Origin of the sequence: Amycolatopsis sp. NPDC052450 (assembly GCF_044547565.1) — a bacterium.
GTDB lineage: Bacteria > Actinomycetota > Actinomycetes > Mycobacteriales > Pseudonocardiaceae > Amycolatopsis.
Genome location: NZ_JBIUAQ010000015.1, coordinates 103,929 through 124,678 on the forward strand (window position 1 = coordinate 103,929; position 20,750 = coordinate 124,678).

Consider the following 20,750-nt stretch of genomic DNA (forward strand, 5'->3'; position numbering starts at 1 on the left):
CGCAACCCTGACCGGCCACGACGGGCCGGTGGCGGCGGTGGCGTGCGCGACCTTCGACGGTCAGCCCGCCGTCGTCACGGCCGGTGGTGACGACCACACGGTGCGAGTGTGGAACTTGACCACCAGCTCCGAACTCGCCGTACTCGACTACGACGGGAGAAAGGCAGGTCCGCTTTGCATCGGACCTGGACAAGAAATCGTCGTAGGAATCGGGTGGGATCTCGTGGTCATCGAAACGCGACCAAACAGCCAAATCTGAGCAAATCAACCTCCGACAACTCAACGCTCACTCCTCGGCATGCCCGTGCGTTCACGGGTGCGACCGATAAGCGGCATGAGCGGATGTCGCAGGTCGGTCTACCAGTCACGGATGGATTCGAGACCATTGATGAGGTGTTCGCCTGCCCAGGCGAGATCGCGACCGAGTCCCTCCTCGGCGGTCTTCACGATGCCGGCTAGCGCGTCGAAGAGTTCTTCACGTTCCCCTGTTTCGATGAAGGAATTCCGACGATCCATGTGGTTGAAGGCCTCGCCGTACTCGCGCCCGAGCGAGAACAGCCTCGACAGCTGATCGGCCGTCTCCGGGGCGCGGAGCTCGGCCAGCACGGCACGTCGCGTGGCCTTGTACTGGGCGACGGCTTTCTTGAAGCGAGCGGTACTGATGTGCTCGCGCCCATCCCAGTCACGCAGCGGGTTGTCCCGGTTCTCCGCGACCCAGTCCGGCTTTCGTGGCGAGTGGATGTCCACGTCAGTTCCGTTGGGGATCTCCGTGCGCCAGGTCGCTCGCATGGCGGTGGCGTATTCGGCCGGCACGCTGGACAGGGACAGCGTCTCAAGGTGCGGAACATGCTCCGGTGTGAGCCGGTCCATGCTGGTCATGCCGAAGAGGTCCGAAATGGAGAGCCGCTGAAGCTCGGTGAGCCGGTTGAGGCTCTCGGCATTGGTCAGCGTGCCGAGTTTTCCGCGCAGGGTCAGCCGTTTCAGGCCGGGATAGGCAGCGACCAGACCGGAGCAGTCGAAGGTGTCCGCGACGGTGATCGTCACGTCGTAGACCTCCCCATCGAGGGCTGGGCGACCGTCGACCTCATGGAGGAAATACTCGTCGCTGAATGTTCGGGCGCCCGGGTCTACCCAGGAGTCGTGATTGCCGCCATCCCAGGAGCGCTGCAACGCCAGTTGCAATCCGAGCCGCCACTCCGAGCCGTAGCTGTTGGAGCCTTCGGTTCGCAGCAGCGGCCGGTTGCCGATCACCTTGTGGCTACGCGGAAGAACCCAGTTGAAATGGCAATGAGACAGCTTGCCTTCCCAGCTGTGATGGGTCAGCCGCAAGGGTCTGAGATCGCCCAGGTCCAGCAGCGATGTCGGCTCTGGGCCCGACCAGTCCAGATCCAGCACATCCACCTTCTTCCAGTCCCCGTCGATGCCGGTGATCTGACCGGCAGTCCACGCCCCAAGCGGATCGGAGTACGCCGCGACAACGTCACCGACCACGACGGGCCGCGGCGGCGAGGAGAGCGATCTAGCAGCCATGCGAAGAACCTACCGATCCGCAAGCTGCTCGCGACCTCGGCACAACCCCGACACCGGCGCGCCCGCAGTGGCCAGTGCCACCGCTCATCGGCATGTCCGTGCGTTCACGGCAACGACCGATAAGCGGCACGAGAGCGCCTTCGGGTCGCGACTTGGCCGCTAATCAGCAAGTGCGGGTTGAGCCGGGCCCCGGTTGGTGCCGACTGTAACTAGTTGACTGGCGCCAGAGATCTAACGGGTCAGGATCGGCTGGCCGTCATCTGGAGGTGCGTTGTGGATGAGGAGATCCCGCTCGTAGAGGTGCTGAGGGCCCGGCAGTCGAGTCCGATCGGGCCATTGGTTGCGAGACCTGACGTGTTGCCGATGGAGCAACTGGATCCACCGATGTTCGAAAGGCTGGTCGCTGAGGTCGCGATGCGGGTTGACGGCCATCGGGTGCGCGTCCACGCACGGTCTGGTCAGGCGCAGCGCGGCCTGGATATCTGGGGTGGCTCTTTGGCCGAGGCAACGGTGTACCAGGTGCGCCGCGTCTCCAGCCTTTCGGCCGCGGCCTTGCGGAGAGCTGTCGAGGACTACGCCGGACCACCGCACGTAGGGAAACGACAGCCGTCCTGGACGGAACGCCGATTCGACGCCCGCCGGTTCGTACTCGCGACCGGGTGCATCGTCGCCGACGACAAGGTTGACCTCGAGCTGCAGAAGCTGCGGCAGGAGTACGCCGGCGACCTGACGATCGAGTTGTGGGACAACCGCGATCTTTCTCGCGAGCTCACTATGCGTGGCCCGATCGTGGCAGGCATTTTCGGCGAGGACGTCGCCCGGGTCTACTGCGGCTATCACCCGCCGTCGGGCGCGCCGGTCCCGACCGGGAATGCGCTGCTGGCGGACCCGGTGGTCTACCTCGGTCTCTCGAGTCTGCGAGACCAGGCTGCCACGGCAGCATCCACTATGCCGGGCGATGCTGCAGCTCTGCACCTCGATCTGGCCGATCGGCTCAACGCCGAAGGGTTCGCCCCTGCTGCGGCCAAGTATCGCCGACAGGCGCGAGAGCAGCTTGCAGAGGCAGGCCGCGTTAACGAGGCCATGCTGGTCGCGATCCAGCTGGCGCTCGACGCGTACGAGGCCGGGGATAACGCCGCCTCTGACGTCGGCCTAGCCAGCACGATGGCCAAGCTGGCTGGTACTTCGCCGTTCGCTCCGACGGGGCCCGCGCCGCAGGGGGCTCTCACTCTTGTCAACGCAGCAGCAGCACGAGTGGCGACGGCTATATCCAGCTGGGCCGAAGCGGGCTACGAAGTGGCGTCGATCGCCGCGGATCTGCGCGTGCTGGCCGACGCGGATCATCCCCATGCCGCCAACCTGACCATGGCCGTGGCGGAGCAGGTGGTCACCGACAACGATCCGGTCGACGAGATCGGAGTGTTACATGCCGTTTGTTTGCACGTGGCGCGCCCATCGCCGCCGACGATGATGCAGGCCCGGCTGAGTTGCTGTCTTGCTGACCTCGATGTTCGTGCTGGCGCTGATCCCCGCGAAGCGTTCCGGGCACCGCTGAGGCAGGCTCGGGGCGGGAAGTTCCCGAACGAAGGCGTGCATGCCCTGATTCTGCGACGAGCCGCCTATGCACACGCCCTCGCCGGTCACCATGACGACGCGATCGGCCTCTACGAGGAGTCCGTCCGGTCAGCCAGTGATGCGCGGCTGGGCGGTGACGCGCGGGACGCGCTGCGCGGTGTCCGGTTCCTCACCACAGACATGTCCCACGAGTTCGCCCTAGGATATGCGGCCAGCGCAGTCGATAACCGCGCGCGACTATTCCCGGCGGGAGACCGGGTCGGCATGAGCACACTGGAGAGCCTTGTCGACGATCAAGAACATATGGCAGTGGCCAATGCACTGTTCAAGGCACGGACAGGACTGAGGATCGAGCGTGTCTCGGGCGGGGCTATGGAGATGGTGATAGCCCACCGTCGACACGGCCAGGTTCTCCTACGCGCCAACGAATTCGACGCGGCCGTCGTACCGCTGGTGCGCGCAGGACACCGAAACCTCGCCCGAGAGGCAGCCGAACAGGCCAGGCAGTGGCAGGACGTCCGGCGCTTCCTCCGCACCGGTCCCTCCTGGACTGTGCGTGCCGCCTGCGCCGCCACTGCCGCTCAAGCGGACCTGGTACCCGACGACGAAGTGGCGGACGCCGCTGCCACGCTCTCCGAGGTCGTGCGAAGCACACCGCTGAACACCGCAAAGGAGGCATTGCTCGGCTTGGCTGGCCTGGGCCAGCGCGTCCCCGTCGACATCGCGCAACAGGTGCTCGACTGGCTGCGCCGCTTCCTCGACCGAGCCCCAAAGAGCCCCGCAATGGGTGACAAGGAAGCTTTCGCCGCCATGGCCGCACTTGCCCGGCACCCGGACGATGCCGTGCAGGATGCCGCAACCGGACTCCTGGTCGAGGCGGTGCGGCTCCTCCTGCGCCCCGCAGTCGACTACCTCATCGCAATGCCACCCACGCGAGTGGCGCAGCTCAAGGACCTCGCCGCGGCGGGCAACGACCTGGCCGCCACTGTGCTCGCATTCTGGCGTCAGCCCAGCCCTGCCGTGACTCGAGCTGCGGAGGAGGGAGTTCGGCGGATACTCGAACATCAACTCGGGCCCCGCACCAATTACTCGATGGGCAGCTCTGCACCCGTCGATGCTTGCGCAGTGGCTGCTGTACTAGCCGACAATGCTACTGCGGCAACCAAAGCAATGTCATTGACAGACCAACTTGCTGACGTGATAGAACATCTCATCTCCTGGGCGGAGGATCGGCACGACATCGCGGGCAGTCGCTCCACTGCGCTCGGCGCATTGCGAATCCTAAGCGAGCACATCCACCAGCCACAACGCGGCGAACTGCACCAGCGGCTACTCACCCTCGCCGACCAACCCGACCTACACCCGGCGGACCTGTTCGACCAGGCATCCACCCACCTGTTTAGTCGTGCGAAGTTCAACACCGGCAGTGAACACTTTGCCGCCGACGCGCTCCTGACTGCCACCCACTTCGCCAGCACGGAAGCCGAGGCCGCCGCAGTCGCCCGGCGACTTACCCCTGCGCTCACCATCGGCAACACCGACGACTGGGACGTCGACCGGCGCGGACGCACCCTTAACGAACTCGAACGCCTTCACCCCACCGACCTCACCAACGCGCTCCGACACCCCTCTGCCCAGATCCGCGCCACGGCGACCAGGTTGTGGGCCAACCGCTCGGAACGATCTCCGAGCACCGCCCGGGCACTGGCTGCTGACCCTGACCGACGAGTTCGACACGCTCTCGCCGTTTCCCTCGTCGAGCACTCCAGCTCAGGACAGAACGATTACCCAGACATTCTTACGTCCCTTGCATCCGACCCCAGCCACCTCGTCCGCGCCGTTCTCGGCCTGAACTAATCCGGAAGATTGACGTTAATCTTCCTTCTCTGCGGCTGGGGGCTGCCGACAGAGTTGTCGCTGGCTAGGCAGACCTCGGCGGCTACCGAGAAGGCTGATAACCGGAGCGACGGCAGGCCGCGGAAGCACCGACCCCACGATCCCCTGTTTCACGCTTAGCGCCTGACGGCGGCGCTGAGTGTCACTCACGGCGTTGCGTGACCGAACGAGCAACATGCAGCATGAGCGGACGTTTGTGCGAGGCCGATACATTGAGCCTTTTTCATCCTTGGTGTTCGAGGGTGAGGATGGCTTTGGCGTGGGTGGTGACGTGGTGGGTGCTGCAGCGGGTGCGGGTGAGGATGCGCCAGTTTTTGAGGGTGGCGAAGCCGCGTTCGCCGCGGCCGCGGGTGGCGGCGTGGGCGGTGTTGACTGCTTTGTAGGCCGGTGCGAGAGGGCGTGATGTCTGGTGTTTGTTGCGGGTGTTTTTGTAGGCCGTGATCACGCTGGGGGCGATCTGGTGATCCGTCAACTAGGCCGATACTCGCGCGTCTCGCCACCGCGCCCACACGCCGTGCCCGATCAGGTCCCGCGGATAAACGCCAAGGCCAGGCGGGGTCCGAACCCGGGTGCCGGTGCTGCTCGGCCGGGCAATCGTCATCACTCGCCTTCCCGTCGCCCTATTGTCCCATTTTTCCCGGAAGCATTAGCCCTCGATGCCCGAGCCTCACACGGGCCAGCTTGTCCAAGTTGGCCCGTGTGAGCTCAGCTAGCCCCAATGGCGAATGTGCTCCCGGCCTTGGCACATTGCAGCACGGCTACCTTGGACAACCGCTTCTCAGAGGTTGTAGCGGGCTCGGCGGCAAGTAGGGACGATGTAACGGCCGCCCCTTCGACGGCGACTTCGAAGAACCTGGCCCCGGCAGTCCCTCCCCCTCGCTGCCGGGGCCAGCCATGGTCGGTAGATCGCGATCAAGAGGGCGGCCAGTTGCTGGCCGGAGAGGAAGTCGCCTTGGCAGCTTTCGAACCAGGTGACCTTGCTCGAATCGACCCTCCAACGACTGAGACTGCCATCGGGTGACGTCTCTACGGTCCAGCCGTCATTGTCATTGCGTCCCATGGTCGTAGCTATCCGGGCGCTAGGCCACCTTCGAGTCGGCGACGTCCACTACCCGCGAACATTGACCGGCTACGGCATCGTCATGCGTCGCGACGATGATGGTTTTGCCGGACTGGTTGAGGTCGCGGAGTAGACCGAGGACGATATCGCGGTTCTCACTGTCGAGTGAGCCGGTCGGTTCGTCCGCCAGGACGATGTCGCACGGTTTGAGCAGTAGCCGCGCCACGGCGACTCGCTGCTGTTCACCCCCGGACAGGGAAAAGATCTTGCGGTTCTCTGCTCCCGGCAGCCCGACTTGCGTAAGTGCCGCGGCGATACGTTCACGCTTCGGGATCCCGCGGCCTGCGTAGGTGAGGGCGATGTCGAGGTTGTGTGCGACCGACTCACTGTCGATGAGGGCGAAGTTCTGGAACAGGTACCCGAGGTGTGTACGGCGCAGGCGGTTCGCGGCGCGACTGTGCGGGCCCGGTGCCTTGGTACCGAGCAGCCGGACCTCACCGGAGTCGGGGGCGTCCAGCAACCCGATCATGTTGAGGACCGTGGACTTCCCCATGCCGCTCGGACCGGTGAGCGCGATGAACTCGCCCGCCTCGACGCGAAGGTCGAAGCCGTCCAGAACCCGGCGCGCGCCATACTGTTTGCGCAATCCCAGGAGTTCGCAACAGAATCCCACCACTACAGCTCCTTCAATCGCTTGACCGCGTTCCGGCGTTCCACGAGACGTGCGGTCACGACCACGAGCAGAGCCTCGACCACCAACGACGCGAGCGCCACGACCAGCAGTGTCGGCAACTGGGCGTACGGATTCGCCTCGACGCCCGGCATCGACGTCGTCTGCGTTGCCAGCCACACGACCACGACGGCGGCAACGAGGCTCTGCACCAGCCACGTCCCACCCAGCACGACGAGCAACTCCCGGTAGGACCGGAGGAGACCGATGCCGTGGAGCCTGCGCACGGTGAGTCGTCGCCGTAACCGATCGGAGCCGATGACCACCGTGGTCGCGTTCAGGACGACCATGACGAGCAGTGCGCCTCCCGCGAACGCGATGGCCTGCGTCGCAGCGCTGCGCAACTCGTTGAGCTGCGTGCCCATGGCGTCGTGAACGCTCACCAAGTGCGGCAGGTTGTCGTCGAGCTTGAGCTCCCGCAGCAGCGGAGCGAATGTGGAGAGCATGGCCGCGGGGTCACCGTCGACGCGGACTTTCAGCCCGGTGTCCAGTTCGCCGGTGACCGCGTTCAGCCGATCCACCGTCAGGCTGTTCGCCGGCGTCATGACCTCGACGATGGGGTCAGTGATCATGTTCCCCTGACGGGGGTTGACCTTGGGGTCGAAGCTGAACACGTCTTGCCCCGAAGCCGTCCAGATGATGCGGACCTGCTGGTCGGCGAACCGCTCCGGCGCGTTTTCGCCGGCTATCCGCTTCTCCGCCTCCATGACGCCGGTGATCCCGGGTCCTCCGGTTCGCATTTCCCGGAACAGCTCCTTGAGCTCGGTTTCTCGCGCCTTGAACTGCTCGGGCACGGCGACCACCCATGCCTGTTCGTCATCCGCCACATCGATCCGCTTCCGCGATTCATCCAGAATCGGGTATTGCTTCAGGTAGTTGCTGTTCACCCGGATGGGCGGCACCGGCCACGGCGACGACGGGTCGCTCGGTGCGCCGGCTTGATAGTTGACGGAATCGATGTACAGCGCGCCCGCCTGGTCGAGGACGGGATACAGGCCGCGCGCCTCCGCGATCGTCGACGCGTTGCCGCCGATTTCCAGCTCTTGCTGATCGTCCCCGATGAGACGCGGGTGGAAGATCGCATAGTTCTGGACGTTCTCCCAAGGAGCCATTGACTCCTGCCGCTCGGCCAGGTCGGCGAACTGCTGCCACACCACCACGACCAAGACGGCCAGCACCACACCGCACACGGCTTTCACCGCGGCCGGCACCGCGATCGCAGCGCCGAGTGACGAACGGCTTCGCCGGGGGCCTGCACTCCGCATCTGATCGTTCACTGCAGGCTTCCTTTGATGAGGTCGGAGACTCGTACGCGATTGATGATGATCAGCCCGACGCCCAGTGTGGCCACGAGCCCGGCCGTCGCGACTTGGCCGAGCGTGATGGCGAGCGCGCACAGGAACAAGGTGTCGCCCCCGGGGACGGCGAGTGAGACAGCCACGCAACCAACCAGTCCGGTGAAGAACGAGGCGAATTGCAACCGCCCCACGACCTGGTACCAGATTCGCAGCGCGGGGAAACCGACCAACCGCAGCACACCGATTCGCTTTCCCTCGCGCAGAAGGATGAAGGCGATGACCAGCGTGGCCACACCGGCGAGGATGTACGCCAGGACCTCCAGGTACCCACTGCCATCAACGGGAACCCAGGCGTTCACGGGCGTGAGATCCGCGATGGTCAGCCCATCGACCCCCGCCTCGATCAGCCGCTGGTGCACGATGGCAAGGAAGCGGCCGGTAGCGGCGCTGTCCGGGGATTCGACCACATACCTTCCTGGGCTGGGCAGGGAATCGAACGCGAGCCGCAGCGGGGCGAACGTAAGTTCGTACCGGTCACCGAAGACCGCAGGCACCCCCACGTTGTCCCGCTCACCAGTCCGCACCGAAGAAACGGTCGCCGTGCCGTCGCGCGACTCGACCGGGCTCAGCCAGCGCCCCTCCGCAAGGACGAACCCGTCGAACACAGCAGTGCCATCACGCCCCAGTAAGACGTAGTGCCTGATGCGCTTCTGCCCGGACCGGGGAGTGCTCACGGTGGTGCGCAACACGTTCGAATCGGTCGCCACGGCCGCCTCTGCCAGCACGCGCACCGCCACCTCGGGGTCAGCCGCCCGCGGGTGCTCCGGCCAGACGAACTGAGTACCGACGCGATACGCGGCGGTCTCCCCTCGCGACTCCCGCTCGGCGACCGCATCCGCCAGGACCACCGCTGGAATAGCGAGGAGAACTCCCACGAACAGGACAATGAGGGTCAGCCGCACCGATGCTCGCTCTCCTCGTCACACACATACACATCGCAAACCCCGCGGACGACTCGTCAGGCTCCCCGCCGATTGGACATGCCCGTCCGATCTGGACGGTTCCCTCCCCGAAACCGGTACCGGGCCGGACATTCGCCGGCCCGGTACCGGTTCACCATCTGCTCGGGGTCACCTCACGACCGGATCAGGCGTTGGGGTTGTAGTAGGTGTTGCACGTGTACGCCCAGCCCGCCGTGACGGCGGCCTTGGCCCAGTAACCCGGGTTGGCGTAACGCTTGCTGGTCCCACCCGCCATCGCCGCGGTCGCGCTGTGGTAATTGCGATTGTGGATGTAGTTCGAGTAGCACTGCTTGAGCGCGCCGTCCGGCTGAGTTCCGTGGCACCACGACCCACCACCGACGTTGTCACAGCCCTGGATCGACACGGTCCCGGCAGTCTCTGCCCCGCTGCTCGGAGCCGCCTGCGCGACCGACGTGACCCCCGCGGTCATGAAAAGCGCCAGCGAAGCGACCGAAGCCATTTTCGCAGCCTTGACCTTAATAGTTGACATTACTATCTCAATCCTCCCCTAATCGACCACTTTTGTGATGGCCGAGCCGATCGCTCACGACACATCAACATTCACAGCAGGCCGCAACTGTCACGAATTCCCAGCCCACCAGAAACCACAACCGGCGAAACCACTGGGGAACTGCAATCGATAGCTGAGCGGGCACACGTCAGATTCAGCGCGCGCCGCCGCCAAAAAGAAATAGCCCCCCGTTAGCCCCCTCCGGCTTTGATGACCCTCAACAGATCATCACCAATTAACGTACCAACACGCATATCGACCAACAAGCACCCCGCTGCCACGTTCACCCGATCGATCGAACAATCAGACCAACGTTCGCGCCATCCCCGAGCAAACGTTTCGCCAAGACATGGACACTCTTCGCTGTCTCCGCGAGAACCGAGGGTGCCCCGCCACGCGCCACGAAAACCGCCGCTCAAGCATGAGAGCTCCTCACGAGAACCCCTCACTTTTGGCGTTATCGCCAACTTCGCCGTCGCATCATAGGACCAACCCTCTTGCGTATCGACTCACCCGACGCCCCAACTTGGGCCAGCAGCCACGGCACGATGACAACCTGGGTCGCCGCACCCGAAGGCCGGACACAACGCCAATTCGTGTCCACGCCATGATCTGAAACGAAACCCCGCGCGAATGCAGGGTCGCGAGACCACCACCCAGGTGCCGACACCTGCGCGCACTACCACAAAGGCGCCGCTATCGAACAGTATTCAACTTTATGCGACACCGCCAACTTACTGCCGCATATAAATCTGCCGGACCTGCTGTTCGAGGTGAACTCCTACAGGACGACGTCCTGGTCCAGGTGCGGGAAGACCTGTGCCGCGAAGTGCGCCTCGATGCCGCCGATGAGTGGCGGCTTTGCGCTGGGTCGCGGTCTGGTACACCTTCAACCACATCGGCCCGTACCCCGGCGTAGTCGCTGGAATATGGGCAAGTTGCCGGCGCTAGACAACGATCGAGCAGGGCGGGAGCGCCGCTCGCCGAACAGTGCACGCGTTGCAGGTGTCCGCCCAGGTCTCTGCCTCGATAGATTGTTCTGATGGAGGCCGATGTGGTGGACCGGTGGGAATGGGTTGCTGATGCCTTTCGGCGGTTGCGGGAGGGTTCACGGCCGTGGTCGACCGCAGACACGTCGGCACGGCAGCGCTACCAACGTCTTGCCGAACGAGTACTCCCCGCCTTCGACACCAGTAACTCGACAGGTGATGAGCGTGCTGCCGAGGTCGCGTGCGCCGCGTTCTCGATCGCTCCGGACGTGTGGATAACGAAAGAGCCAGCCTACCGCCGAAAAATGATCGAGATAGGGCGTTACCTCGTCACCGCTGCGGAACTAGCCGCCTACGGCAAGCCTGTGCCCGATGACACCTACAACCCCCTGACCGAGCGCGGCGCCACGGCGAGTGCTCAGGCCGTTCTTGAGGGAGCAGTCTGGGTCGGAACCGCGGCCGCGTCTGGAATCCTTGGCAACGCCGCATACGACTTCGTGAAATCGCACTTTCTCAAGATCACCCGGCGTCAGCCCCAACTGCAGACGTTGACGCGTGACCACCGGGTACTGCTGGCGCAGTTGGCCGTCCAAGCCCGCTGCGCCGAACTCGGCATGGAGGTGCCGAATCGCAAGAGCCTGGCATGCTCGTCCTTCAGCCAAGAGAACAGGCTGCACCTGGCCTCAGGAGACCTCAACGCGGTCGTCGAGATCGACACCGCCACCGACAAAGTTAGTGTCACCTTGCGTTGGGTCCGCGATGTCGAGGATGACCTCTTGTGAAAGCGGCAACGCAGAGCCTGACTGACCTGGTGGACACCACCTGCGCCCGTCCCCGGCGACCAGGACCTCCTCAGCTCGCCCAGCGCCTCACCCAGCTCGTCCTCCACCGCCGCGAGCGCCCGGTCCGGGAAGGCGGGTTTGCCGACCAGCTAGCAGAACTCCGCCCGGTGGCCAGCCACCGCAACCGGGTCATCCCGATCTCCGGATCGGTCGCCAGCAAACCGTCCAGCGCGGCACACCGCTTGTCGGCGAACTCGTGTGCCAACCGGTCGTAGGTCTCCCGCTGGGCTTCCGCGCGGGCGTGCGCGACCCGCTCGACCTCGGCCGCCGGGCCCCGCGCCGAGATCATGGCCGCCACGACGAAAATGGAACTGAGCGTCCTCGGCCGGGACGCGCTCTTCGGCTACGCACGGAAGCATCTCGGCCGCGCAATCACCGAAGACGAAGCGGATTGGTGGCGTCGCCGACACCGTTGTCGACCTTCTCACCTGCCTCCCCGGCAGCAACAAGATCAGCACCGGCGACACCTGCAGCAGACTCGGACTTCCCTTATCTCCTGCGGTGGGTGGACCTCATATCGGGACGGTCGTCACTGTCATCGGAGCGTGTCGTCCGGCTGTGGTGCAGGTGACTCGCTGCCGTGACGTACGAGCGCGGCGTGGTGCAGCACGCGGCGAACGGCGCCGGGAAGTCTAGAGGTCGCCGACCTTTACCGGGAATCGCTGGCGAGCCTGCTCTGCGATGGGATCGTCAGGCACGCGGTCGCCGCGTGTATTCCCGGATCGGCTCCGGCGTCACATGTTCTCCGGCCTCGGACGTCAAGCTGACGATGCCCCCGGCCGCCTCGAGTTCCCGCTTGGCCTCGTCGGCGGTTCGCCGGGAGACCTGCTTCAGCAGTGTCGTGGGGACCGCGTCGACGAGGTCCCTAGCTGCTCGCAGGTCAAGCCCGAGGCCGAGGGCCTCGTAAACGACCTTGATGACCTGGATCTTCTTGCGGCCGGCGTGCTCCAGGACGACGTCGAACTCATCCTGCTCGGGCATTGGCCTTGACCGCTGTCCGGCCAGCATTGCGGTGGCCTGCGCGACGGTCAACCGCGGGCCGGGATCCTTGACCGTGAGCCCCTGGATGACCGGGGCGAGCGGCCCGGACCGGACCGGGGCAGGCAGGTCGTCCACCAGGACCGCCGACAGGGTCGCCATCCCCGACCCCCGGTCGAACGGCGACACCCCCTCCACGACGTGGAACAGGGTCACCCCCAGCGAGAACAAGAGGCGGACGTCGCAGCGTGCCCCTTGGCTCGCTCGGGCGCGAGATAGGGGATCGAGCCGATCACCATGCCGTCCTCGGTCAAGGTCGTCTGCCCGGCGGCCTTGGCGATGCCGAAGTCGGTGAGCATCGGCGTGCCGTCCGCGGCGAGCATGATGTCATGCGGCTTGACGTCGCGGTGGATCACGCCCGCTTCATGACACGCCGACAGGGCCGACAACATCGCCACCGCTACGCGCTGGGCTGTCGCGACAGGAACCGGACCTGCGAGGTCGACCTCGTCGGCCAGCGACCGGCCGGGGACGTACTGCATGACCGTCCACGGCACACCTCGCTCGACGAGCACGTCGTGCACGGTCACGATGTTGGGATGATCGCGCAGCCGAGCGGCGTTGCGGGCCTCCCACGACGCCCGTTCGATCATCTCGGCGGTCACCCCGGCGGCATTTGGCGGGACCGCGACCTCCTTGAACGGCCACCTGCACCCCCAGGATGGCGTCGTCGGCCAGCCAGACGCGGCCGTAGCCGCCGCGCCCCAACTGGCTGAGCAGCCGGTAACGCCCACCAGCGAGGGTCAGGCCGGGCACTGCTTCGGTCTGCGGCTGTGTCGCCTCCACCAAAATCACGTTACAAGATTGCGGGTGGCCCAGCGTCGGAACAACGAACTCCGCACCGCCACACAGCCTCGTCGGGATTCCCGCCGCACCTCGCGGCACACCCTGATCCAGTCCTCGACCTGTTGTGAGGCTTGCACGCCTCGTCAGGCACAGACGCCTAGCGCGGGCCAGCTGGTTCCACCTCAGGTGCGGCCTCGCTCCACGTCGCGTTGGATCATGGAGACGGTACTTTTATCCGCCACAATCTCCGGACCGGGCCATCGTGGCACACACAATCAGCCCTCTGCGCCGCCTCCAGGACTCTGCCTGACCACGACCCCCGACTCGGCGCCGCACGCCAGGTCCGTATTGCCCGGGCCTACGCGACCGCTCTGACAGGTCGATCCCGGTCGGCCAGGGCTAACAGGTAGCACGGTTCGAGGAAAGCATGGACTCGGCGGCGGGCCGCGCGGGACGAGTGACGTTTGCCTACGCTGGCCGCGTCGAGCCTGCCTCCGATCAGCGGCAGCCCCCACTTCAGGACCGGCGCCAGCACGGCCATCCCAGACGGCGTGCCACTACGACATTGCGAGCATCCGATGGCACATGGTGAGTTTTCCGAGAGAATCCGTCCGCGTCTACGCCGCATTGGATAGGTCCGCCGGCAAGGTGCCGCCCGGAATCTGCGGCGTCTTTCTGGGTGACGGCACTCGACCAAGTTGTTTTGTTCTCACTAGCATCAGCGGCGAGCTGAGGGGAAGTTTCCTAAGAGAAACTGGTCGGGGAAATTACTGGGAACTTTGATATCCCTTTATGTTCGTGCGTTCTGACCGGAACATGAGTTATGGGGAGTACATGTTGTGAAAAGACGCGTATTTCGTAGTGTTCTCGCGCTGACGACAGCGGGATTTGTGGTCACTTCTCTGGTGGTGCCGGGCGCGGCCTCGGCCGCCGGACGTGTTGCCACGGGGCCCGAGGTTGTCACTGTCGGCGGGTTTGCCGGCATCAACGAGCCGACACCGCGACTGCAGCAGCAACCGGTTCCTGCCCGGACCGGGTCGTTGGAGGAAGCCCGCCGGATCGCCGCCGAACGGGGACAGGTCTCGGAAAGCTACGGCAACGACCGGGAGAAGGTCGACTCCGCCCGAACCGCCCTGGGCGCCGCCGCCACACGGGCGGAGCCGCCGATCCCGATCCTGGACGAATGCCTGAAACGCCCCGGTGCTGGGTCGAACGAAGGTCACATCCTCAATCGGAACTTCTGGTGCCAGCAAGGGAAGATCTGGGCCGCGATCTACGTCAACGGCAAGGAGGAGGGCTACTTCGAGGTCCTGTACCGCGCCGCTGCCGTGGCGAACCCGCTGGAGCGGAAAACCCACATCTTCATCCACGGTGACGACTACAACACCCGCGGGACTTTCTCTGCCTGGTCCACGATGGGCGTCACGTTCCAGTGCACGGTCCTGACCTCCGGTTGCTCGATCGACAACGAAACGGTCGTCATGGATGTCGGCGACTGGGACGACGGCGAGTGGGTGCAGTGGAACATGAACTCCGACGAGAACGTGGCCACCCAGCAACCGGAGAAAGTGATCCGGAACTTCGTCGCGGGCAGCGGGTTCGGGGTCGACGACTTCGGGCGCCGGATCGACTGGGGCCCCGGGACCCGGCTGGGGCTGCGCTGTGACTCTGCCACGTACTTCACCACGCCCCGGTCGTGCATCTTCACCGACGTCACCTCCCGGCTGAACTACATCAAGGGCCAGGGATACGACCAGGTGGTCGACCACATCATGCTCGCCCAGGACCATCCGGAACAGACCGACCCGAACAGGGGCACGCCGAAGGTGATCCCCGGGAAATGGGCGGACCTGACTAAACCCGGTCTGAACCGGGTGGCCTACCAGGGCGATGTCTGGAAGAAGAACGAGGCCGCGAAGAACATCGCCTGCGCGACGATCCCGAAACCGAACCCGACGGACCAGTGCGACGAGTACCCGTTCGCGACCACGCTTCAGGGCGCGGGCAAGGGAGACGGGAACTTCTCGGTCAAGTACGTCAACGGCGGGCAGAACGGCTCAGCGGGCGGCGTCCTGCGATGGTGGTACGACCGCGATCGTGTCCTGTACGGTGCCCTGGATGAGTTCTACGTCTGGGCGCGCTGACTGGCCACCTGAAGGCCCACCGGCGCCGACCGCGTTCGTGGAAGGACACACCGGCGTCGACCACGGCCGACTCGTGATCGAGGTGCGGGGAACGGAACCATCCCCGCACCTCCCACCGGCAGGCTCCGGCTGGGCCGCCGCGACCTCGAACACCATCATTCTCCAGTCGGCCAGTGAATGGACGATCAGAGCCGCGGTGCGGCTGGAGGCCTGGCCCGCAGAACCTGCCCGCGGCGGCCCACCGGACAGCGACACCTCCACGATCGACGCATCCTTCGACCACCCTGAAATCGGCGCCAGAGGATTCTCCGCCCCCGGCAGCGAAACCGACTTCCTCCACCTCGGTAACCCAGGGCACTACCAACTCCGCGTCTACCGCTGGGGCGGCGATCAAGTCGACACGACCTTCTACGCCAACCCCCACGACACCATCCACCGCACAGAGAACTTCCTCCTACAGTTCTGGCCCTCCACCACTGCCCGCAACGACGTCGGATCCACCGTCGAGACCGCCACCATTCCGGGCGACGATGTTCACGCCGCGATACGCGACTGGGCGAGAGGGCTATGACACAGCGCGGCGACGTACCTTGCCGACAGGCTCATTCCGGATTGGGTGCCTTGGTTTCGGTTCACTAGAGAATTTGTTCGGTGCGGAGCACGGCGGTAGCTCGTTCGGCTTCGTTGACGTCCAGCGCGCGTAGGGCCGGGTCGTCGGGCCCTCGACGAGTGAAGAGTTCGGCCAGCCGGTCGCCGTAAGGCAGTTACCCGACGGCCACGAGTCTGCCGCAGCCGTAACGGGCCGCTTAGCTGGCGCGACTCGGAGAGCATGGTTTACGCCACCGCACCGTCGCCCACTCTCGGCCGGCGCCTGGGAAAGCACCTCGGACGGCTGGTTTTCACGCTGATCGTCGGGGCCGTTTTCCTTGTCGCGAGCCTGCCGCGGCGAATGGACACGCTGTCCCGGAGCGAAAGCTGGGAATGGCTGGTCGAGCCGGCGATCGCAAGCAAATGGCTCGACACGACGCTATCGGAGCTGCCCGACCTGCTGACCTGGCTGGGCTACGCGCTCCTGGCGTACCTGAGTGCGTTGCTCCTTATCGCCCTCCGGCATTGGAGGCCCGGCCTGTTCCTGATCGGCGCGCTGGTTGCAGCCGGAACCGCGACCCTGCCGCACTTGCTCGGCTGGGTCGGATTCATAGTCGTCCACGTCGGCGCGTTTGTGGCCGAGGTGTTCGTCGCTGTAGCCGGTTTCTTCGGCAACATCGCCCATGACGTCCTGGATTTCCTGGTCTTCGTCTTCACGAGCTGGTGGTGGTTGGTCCCTGCGACCATCGCCGTCGGTCTGCTCGCGCTGTGGCGTCCGGCCACGAAACACTGGGTTAAACCGACGCTGATCGCCCTAGGGCTCGTGGCAGGAGCGGTCGTAGTATTCGGCGGGCTCAGCCTGCTCCTGGGGATGATCCCGGAGAGCTTCTGGGTCACCGTGGGCAAGGTGGTGGTTCTGCTGCTGGCGGGGCTGGCCGTCGCGACGGTCGGACAGCTTCTCATCGACCAGCTCCACGGCACCATAATCGCCGGCAGCGGACGCAGAGGAGTAGTCATGGGAGCGCTCGCCGTGGGGTCGGCCCTCGCGATGTTAATGCTCATCGGCAACATCCTCGACGCGTATTCCTGGTACCCAGATGCGATGGCGGCGTGGCTGCACGACCACCTGCAGAGCAATGGCATGCCGAACTTGGACATCTCTGTCGCGCTTGTGATCGTGAGCCTCTCGGCACTTGGCGTCATCAGCAACCTTGCACGACTGAAGCCGGAACCGGACCTGTCCAAATTCAAGCGCTCGATCATCTACGCGATCGTGGGTGGAATCGCGGCTATGGCGATCGCCGCTGCAGCGAAGGACGATCGGTGAACAGCGCAACCGCAGGGGCCGGCGACCATGGCATGGCGTGGTGGTCGAAGCGGCCAATGAGCAGACGTGTTCGAGCATCTGCAAACCCTCTTGAAGCCGCGGCACCGGTCGGGAAGTCCATGAAGCACCCAGGCCATGTGCTTACGCTGCTCGCGCAGCGACTTCGTCTCTCACCGTCGAAGACGTCGACGCGGCCACACCGTATCGGCGCCGACGGCAACCACCGCTACGCCGTCTTCGGTCCCATCGACGTCGGGCCGTACCAACTCTGCATCGCCCTCGTCATGGTTGACTCCGGCACCGCCTATCGATCACGTCTGGCGCATCGACCCTGCCGGTACTCCCAGTACCGAACGCCGGGCACGCTACTGGGTCGGCGTCGCCAGTACCTTCCACCAAGGGGGCCGGCCCGAACAGTGCAACCGTGGGCTGCTCGCCGCCGAACACGCGTCCCCTGACGAGGCCCGCTACCGCAAAACGGCCCGCCTCGCCCCTGTTGCACCCACCCATCGCGAACTATTGGACGGCCTCCGCGACTTCGCACGCCGGAACAGTCCATCGGCTTAACCGCGCTCGACGGGAGCGGAACTGGTGACTTGGACACCCGTACATGGCCGCAGGCCCAGCGATTTCTGGGGACGGTATCTGTGAGCTGGCTCGACTGGGGAAACGTGCCCTCGTGGCTCTCAACGGGCTCCTTCATGGTCGCGACTGCGGTCTACGTGCGCGACAGGCGCAGCAAACTGCGATCACACGCAACAAGTATTGCCGCCTGGGGGTCGCTATCGACAGAGTTTCGGCGTGGCGGATTATTTGAGGTAAGGGATGAAGAAAGCGGTCGTGTCCGCTTTGATCGACTGTTCAGCCTCTCCTCATCGGAGCTTCATGTTCAGAACAACGGTGATCAACCGGTCCACATAGCCTGCCTGCGATATACCATAAGCTGCTACTCGGCAACCTCTGAGTCCGCTGATCTTAGCGCGGTCGCCGGCAGACTTCTTCCTCGATTTCGGCGGGCGCTGCGGCAGCTAAACGATGTAGATGGTGCACTGTGGAGTGGCCTGCTTACGCACGGCAGCCATATCCATGACCTGGCTTCACTTGTTCACAGTCATGACAGCTCGTCCTGGAAGTCGTTCACTCTGAACCCGAACGCAGTCGAGGAAATTCCCGATTCGCCCTTTCATCGTCCCAGCTTGCGTGTATATGTGCCGGAGGCGGGGTCGGGGTCAAAATCGGAGGTTCAAGCCCCCGTGGTCATCGCCCCGCTGCTGACCATCGACGAGATCCACGTTCAGGACATCTCCGGACGTCGCTGGTTTGTCTATCCGCAGCGACGGTGGGGAGTTCGCCGGGTGCGGCGGCGCAATTTCGTGAAAAATGCCGTCAGGTCATGTGACTTCGGCCATGAATGGCACTCGCCGAAAACGCAGGCCATGACCGTAAGACGAGTTGGCTGGGCTGGTCAGTGGTGGGCGTTCTGGAAGTAGGTGCCCCCGGGATCTGTCAGTCATCTTGCTTGCGCGGGGCTCGGCTGGATCGGGGCTAGCCCGGAGGGGTGTTCGGCGGTTCGAACCACCTGATGGGGTCTGTCGCCGCCGTGCCGAAGCGGACATCCTTCCCCTGAGTGGTGTCGCTGGGGCCGGACAGGGGGAAGGATGACGATGTCGGACCTGCCTCCGCGCTTGGACCCGTTGACCACGACGCTGCTGCGCGAGGCTTACCACAAGATCGTGGCGCTCGGCGGGGACAGGTTCGCGGTGTATGACCAGGTCCGCCGGACACTGGCCAAGATCGCGCACATCGACTCGTTCTACATCGGCCTGCTGCACGGGCAGAACAAGGTCCGCTACGTCTACGGCACCGAGGATCAGAAGTTCGACGACCCGGTCCTGAACGCCTACGGACCGAACGGACCTGTCGCGTGGCTGTTACGGCACCGCCAGACCTACCGGTTCTTCTACGACCAGGGCGCGGTCCTGAGCGCGGGCACCTCGTTCGGCGACGTCACCCGCGAGTCGGCCGACGTGGTGACCGTGCCGATGTTCCGGCCAGAGAAGAACGCTCCAGACTCCGTCATCGGCATGGTGTCCCTGCACAGCTACACCCCGGACGTCTACGACGATCACGCGGTACGCGCGGTCGAATGGCTCACCGCGGCACTGGCTCGGATCATCGTCAGGCAGGAAGAGGACCGGCTTACCCTGCACCACCTCACCAGCGACGAGGAAGGCCACGACGCACTGACCTCCCACCGTGTTCTCGAGTACCTGTCCGGCCACATCAGCGGGATCCGCACCACCGCGCGCGAAGTGATCGAAACACCTGGCCCGGCGCTCGAGGACACGCTGCGCGCCTTGCGCGAGGTCATGCAGCGCTGTGAACGTATTCAGTACGAACTGATCGACATGACCTCTCGCGCCGACCTCGGGCCCGCCACCCGGTTCGCCGCGCTCACCCCGTCCGAGTCCACGGTGGCGCTGCTGATCGCGCGCGGGATGGGCAACCAGGACATGGCCACAGAACTCGGGCTGAGCGTGAACACCATCAAGACCCACGTACGGAACATCCTGCGCAAATACGACGCCCCGGACCGCGATCAGGTCGCGGCGGACGTCCGGCGCCACCTGCAGTGACCTCACCCTGCGGCGTAGTCCCCGACCGGGCGACCCTCATCACGCGGGCGATACCGGCTTCACACGTGGCCATCGAGCATGGGCCTCAACCACAAGGCATTCCATCGAGACGAGGAGAATCCCATGCACGGCAACCCCTTCAGGTCCACGACGCAGGTGACACCGCGTCCGAGACGCTCGGCTGCGCGAGGCGCTGCCCTGCTGAGCGCGATCGCTGCGCTGTTCGTGGTCTTCGCCAGCGTGGCCGCCGCCGGCCCCACTCACCACCAGACCGACCCCCTGAACACCGGCTGCGCCACGAACGCGTCCACCATCCGCACCGGGTCGGTCGGCGGGATCAACTACGAAATCCGCTACTCCGCGGCGTGCGGCACCAATTGGGTTCGCGTCCCCGCCCTCAACGGCACCGTCTACATGCTCATCAAATCCGACTGGGGCGGCAACGCCGTCGGCGGCTACCAAACCGGCAGCGGCGGATCCCACTGGACGCCACAGGTCTACGCCCCCGGCAGTACCTGCATCACCTACTGGGTCCAGCGCATCGGCAGCGGAGACCCGTCCACCGGCAACGTCCGGATCTGCTAGTCCCTCCCACGCCGTACAAGGAAGGACGGCGCTGACGGCTTGCGCCGTCCTTCCGGGCCCCGGAAACCGTCGGGTGAGCTCTGCCGCAGCAACAACCTTATGGTGTCCAGCGCCGCGGCGCTGGACGAGCACGCCAACGCGATGGACCGCCTGTGAGTGCCGCGCTTCGTCTCGGCGATGCCCTGAGCCGTCA

At 65.0% G+C, this 20,750-nt stretch carries 18 protein-coding genes; 9 read left to right on the forward strand and 9 right to left on the reverse strand.

What is annotated here, in order from left to right:
• Positions 1–7: 7 nt before the first annotated feature.
• Positions 8–259, forward strand: coding sequence for a hypothetical protein (locus tag ACIHAO_RS24515; protein WP_396561571.1), 252 nt, complete (start codon positions 8–10; stop codon positions 257–259).
• Positions 260–357: 98 nt separating this feature from the next.
• On the opposite strand, the gene ACIHAO_RS24520 is transcribed toward ACIHAO_RS24515, so the two are convergent.
• Complete coding sequence (locus ACIHAO_RS24520) at positions 358–1,530, reverse strand: hypothetical protein (RefSeq protein WP_396561444.1); 1,173 nt, start codon at positions 1,528–1,530, stop codon at positions 358–360.
• 363 nt (positions 1,531–1,893) lie between these two features.
• On the opposite strand from ACIHAO_RS24520, the gene ACIHAO_RS24525 reads away from it, so the two are divergent.
• Positions 1,894–4,962 (forward strand): hypothetical protein, encoded by a 3,069-nt coding sequence (locus ACIHAO_RS24525; RefSeq protein ID WP_396561446.1) that lies wholly within the window; start codon positions 1,894–1,896, stop codon positions 4,960–4,962.
• Between the two features lie 262 nt (positions 4,963–5,224).
• On the opposite strand, the gene ACIHAO_RS24530 is transcribed toward ACIHAO_RS24525, so the two are convergent.
• The 5 genes from ACIHAO_RS24530 to ACIHAO_RS24550 all read right to left on the reverse strand — a co-directional run bounded on the left by ACIHAO_RS24530 (position 5,225) and on the right by ACIHAO_RS24550 (position 9,571).
• A complete protein-coding gene (locus ACIHAO_RS24530; protein ID WP_396561448.1) occupies positions 5,225–5,473 on the reverse strand; it encodes a hypothetical protein in 249 nt (82 codons plus the stop codon).
• Positions 5,474–6,080: 607 nt separating this feature from the next.
• Positions 6,081–6,737, reverse strand: a complete 657-nt coding sequence (locus ACIHAO_RS24535) for an ABC transporter ATP-binding protein (RefSeq protein WP_396561450.1) — start codon at positions 6,735–6,737, stop codon at positions 6,081–6,083.
• Entirely contained in the window at positions 6,737–8,068 is a 1,332-nt protein-coding gene (locus tag ACIHAO_RS24540) for a hypothetical protein (protein WP_396561452.1), read from the reverse strand. Before ACIHAO_RS24540 ends, ACIHAO_RS24535 begins: the two co-directional genes overlap by 1 nt.
• Entirely contained in the window at positions 8,065–9,051 is a 987-nt protein-coding gene (locus ACIHAO_RS24545; protein ID WP_396561454.1) for a hypothetical protein, read from the reverse strand. The genes ACIHAO_RS24540 and ACIHAO_RS24545 overlap by 4 nt, the downstream gene beginning before the upstream one ends.
• A gap of 184 nt (positions 9,052–9,235) precedes the next feature.
• Positions 9,236–9,571, reverse strand: a complete 336-nt coding sequence (locus ACIHAO_RS24550; RefSeq protein WP_396561456.1) for a lactococcin 972 family bacteriocin — start codon at positions 9,569–9,571, stop codon at positions 9,236–9,238.
• A gap of 1,093 nt (positions 9,572–10,664) precedes the next feature.
• Between ACIHAO_RS24550 and ACIHAO_RS24555 the strand changes: the two genes are divergently transcribed.
• Complete coding sequence (locus ACIHAO_RS24555; RefSeq protein ID WP_396561458.1) at positions 10,665–11,393, forward strand: hypothetical protein; 729 nt, start codon at positions 10,665–10,667, stop codon at positions 11,391–11,393.
• Between the two features lie 70 nt (positions 11,394–11,463).
• Here ACIHAO_RS24555 and ACIHAO_RS24560 read toward each other — a convergent pair whose 3' ends face one another.
• From ACIHAO_RS24560 to ACIHAO_RS24570, 3 genes are all read right to left on the reverse strand, one after another.
• On the reverse strand, positions 11,464–11,751 hold the full coding sequence (locus ACIHAO_RS24560; protein ID WP_396561460.1) for a hypothetical protein: 288 nt from the start codon (positions 11,749–11,751) through the stop codon (positions 11,464–11,466).
• A gap of 392 nt (positions 11,752–12,143) precedes the next feature.
• On the reverse strand, positions 12,144–12,593 hold the full coding sequence (locus tag ACIHAO_RS24565; RefSeq protein ID WP_396561462.1) for a ribosomal protein bL12: 450 nt from the start codon (positions 12,591–12,593) through the stop codon (positions 12,144–12,146).
• A 50-nt stretch (positions 12,594–12,643) separates the two neighbouring features.
• The gene (locus ACIHAO_RS24570; RefSeq protein ID WP_396561464.1) at positions 12,644–13,225 is read right to left on the reverse strand and encodes a serine/threonine-protein kinase; all 582 of its coding nucleotides are present in this window, start codon (positions 13,223–13,225) and stop codon (positions 12,644–12,646) included.
• Positions 13,226–14,317: 1,092 nt separating this feature from the next.
• Here ACIHAO_RS24570 and ACIHAO_RS24575 point away from each other — a divergent pair.
• The 6 genes from ACIHAO_RS24575 to ACIHAO_RS24600 all read left to right on the forward strand — a co-directional run bounded on the left by ACIHAO_RS24575 (position 14,318) and on the right by ACIHAO_RS24600 (position 20,557).
• On the forward strand, positions 14,318–15,421 hold the full coding sequence (locus ACIHAO_RS24575; RefSeq protein WP_396561466.1) for a hypothetical protein: 1,104 nt from the start codon (positions 14,318–14,320) through the stop codon (positions 15,419–15,421).
• Between the two features lie 73 nt (positions 15,422–15,494).
• On the forward strand, positions 15,495–15,992 hold the full coding sequence (locus tag ACIHAO_RS24580; protein ID WP_396561468.1) for a hypothetical protein: 498 nt from the start codon (positions 15,495–15,497) through the stop codon (positions 15,990–15,992).
• Positions 15,993–16,250: 258 nt separating this feature from the next.
• A complete protein-coding gene (locus tag ACIHAO_RS24585; RefSeq protein ID WP_396561470.1) occupies positions 16,251–17,336 on the forward strand; it encodes a hypothetical protein in 1,086 nt (361 codons plus the stop codon).
• A 647-nt stretch (positions 17,337–17,983) separates the two neighbouring features.
• Positions 17,984–18,826: a hypothetical protein gene (locus ACIHAO_RS24590; protein ID WP_396561472.1), complete on the forward strand. Its 843-nt coding sequence runs from the start codon at positions 17,984–17,986 to the stop codon at positions 18,824–18,826.
• A 168-nt stretch (positions 18,827–18,994) separates the two neighbouring features.
• On the forward strand, positions 18,995–19,972 hold the full coding sequence (locus tag ACIHAO_RS24595) for a LuxR C-terminal-related transcriptional regulator (protein ID WP_396561474.1): 978 nt from the start codon (positions 18,995–18,997) through the stop codon (positions 19,970–19,972).
• 123 nt (positions 19,973–20,095) lie between these two features.
• Complete coding sequence (locus ACIHAO_RS24600; protein ID WP_378345396.1) at positions 20,096–20,557, forward strand: DUF2690 domain-containing protein; 462 nt, start codon at positions 20,096–20,098, stop codon at positions 20,555–20,557.
• Positions 20,558–20,750: the final 193 nt, after the last annotated feature.

Excerpts from the sequence above, each read along its gene's own strand:
- ACIHAO_RS24555 (WP_396561458.1), top strand. The coding sequence starts at position 10,665 with ATGGAGGCCGATGTGGTGGACCGGTGGGAATGGGTTGCTGATGCCTTT.
- ACIHAO_RS24550 (WP_396561456.1), bottom strand. The coding sequence starts at position 9,571 with ATGGCTTCGGTCGCTTCGCTGGCGCTTTTCATGACCGCGGGGGTCACG.
- ACIHAO_RS24595 (WP_396561474.1), top strand. The coding sequence starts at position 18,995 with ATGACGATGTCGGACCTGCCTCCGCGCTTGGACCCGTTGACCACGACG.
- ACIHAO_RS24585 (WP_396561470.1), top strand. The coding sequence starts at position 16,251 with ATGGTTTACGCCACCGCACCGTCGCCCACTCTCGGCCGGCGCCTGGGA.
- ACIHAO_RS24525 (WP_396561446.1), top strand. The coding sequence starts at position 1,894 with ATGGAGCAACTGGATCCACCGATGTTCGAAAGGCTGGTCGCTGAGGTC.
- ACIHAO_RS24520 (WP_396561444.1), bottom strand. The coding sequence starts at position 1,530 with ATGGCTGCTAGATCGCTCTCCTCGCCGCCGCGGCCCGTCGTGGTCGGT.
- ACIHAO_RS24565 (WP_396561462.1), bottom strand. The coding sequence starts at position 12,593 with ATGGCGACCCTGTCGGCGGTCCTGGTGGACGACCTGCCTGCCCCGGTC.
- ACIHAO_RS24600 (WP_378345396.1), top strand. The coding sequence starts at position 20,096 with ATGCACGGCAACCCCTTCAGGTCCACGACGCAGGTGACACCGCGTCCG.